At 52.5% G+C, this 1,753-nt stretch carries 1 rRNA gene (only partly in view); it reads left to right on the top strand.

The annotated features are described in order from the left end of the window. Positions 1-1,732: ribosomal RNA gene (locus AC07OG_RS26285) — 23S ribosomal RNA — on the top strand (it extends 1,258 nt beyond the left edge of the window). Positions 1,733-1,753: the final 21 nt, after the last annotated feature.

Genomic DNA, 1,753 nt, shown 5'->3' on the forward strand with positions numbered 1-1,753 from the left:
ACGTAAGTGATGCGGTAGAGGAGCGTTCTGTAAGCCTGTGAAGGTGAGTTGAGAAGCTTGCTGGAGGTATCAGAAGTGCGAATGCTGACATGAGTAACGACAATGGGTGTGAAAAACACCCACGCCGAAAGACCAAGGTTTCCTGCGCAACGTTAATCGACGCAGGGTTAGTCGGTCCCTAAGGCGAGGCTGAAAAGCGTAGTCGATGGAAAACAGGTTAATATTCCTGTACTTCTGGTTATTGCGATGGAGGGACGGAGAAGGCTAGGCCAGCTTGGCGTTGGTTGTCCAAGTTTAAGGTGGTAGGCTGGAATCTTAGGTAAATCCGGGATTCTAAGGCCGAGAGCTGATGACGAGTGTTCTTTTAGAACACGAAGTGGTTGATGCCATGCTTCCAAGAAAAGCTTCTAAGCTTCAGGTAACCAGGAACCGTACCCCAAACCGACACAGGTGGTTGGGTAGAGAATACCAAGGCGCTTGAGAGAACTCGGGTGAAGGAACTAGGCAAAATGGCACCGTAACTTCGGGAGAAGGTGCGCCGGTGAGGGTGAAGTACTTGCTACGTAAGCCCACGCCGGTCGAAGATACCAGGCCGCTGCGACTGTTTATTAAAAACACAGCACTCTGCAAACACGAAAGTGGACGTATAGGGTGTGACGCCTGCCCGGTGCCGGAAGGTTAATTGATGGGGTTAGCTAACGCGAAGCTCTTGATCGAAGCCCCGGTAAACGGCGGCCGTAACTATAACGGTCCTAAGGTAGCGAAATTCCTTGTCGGGTAAGTTCCGACCTGCACGAATGGCGTAACGATGGCGGCGCTGTCTCCACCCGAGACTCAGTGAAATTGAAATCGCTGTGAAGATGCAGTGTATCCGCGGCTAGACGGAAAGACCCCGTGAACCTTTACTATAGCTTTGCACTGGACTTTGAATTTGCTTGTGTAGGATAGGTGGGAGGCTTTGAAGCGTGGACGCCAGTCTGCGTGGAGCCATCCTTGAAATACCACCCTGGCAACTTTGAGGTTCTAACTCAGGTCCGTTATCCGGATCGAGGACAGTGTATGGTGGGTAGTTTGACTGGGGCGGTCTCCTCCTAAAGAGTAACGGAGGAGTACGAAGGTGCGCTCAGACCGGTCGGAAATCGGTCGTAGAGTATAAAGGCAAAAGCGCGCTTGACTGCGAGACAGACACGTCGAGCAGGTACGAAAGTAGGTCTTAGTGATCCGGTGGTTCTGTATGGAAGGGCCATCGCTCAACGGATAAAAGGTACTCCGGGGATAACAGGCTGATACCGCCCAAGAGTTCATATCGACGGCGGTGTTTGGCACCTCGATGTCGGCTCATCACATCCTGGGGCTGAAGCCGGTCCCAAGGGTATGGCTGTTCGCCATTTAAAGTGGTACGCGAGCTGGGTTTAGAACGTCGTGAGACAGTTCGGTCCCTATCTGCCGTGGACGTTTGAGATTTGAGAGGGGCTGCTCCTAGTACGAGAGGACCGGAGTGGACGAACCTCTGGTGTTCCGGTTGTCACGCCAGTGGCATTGCCGGGTAGCTATGTTCGGAATAGATAACCGCTGAAAGCATCTAAGCGGGAAACTAGCCTCAAGATGAGATCTCACTGGGACCTTGAGTCCCCTGAAGGGCCGTCGAAGACTACGACGTTGATAGGTTGGGTGTGTAAGCGCTGTGAGGCGTTGAGCTAACCAATACTAATTGCCCGTGAGGCTTGACCATATAACACCCAAGCAATTTGCG

This window comes from Pseudomonas sp. GW821-FHT09H03 (genome assembly GCF_059415945.1).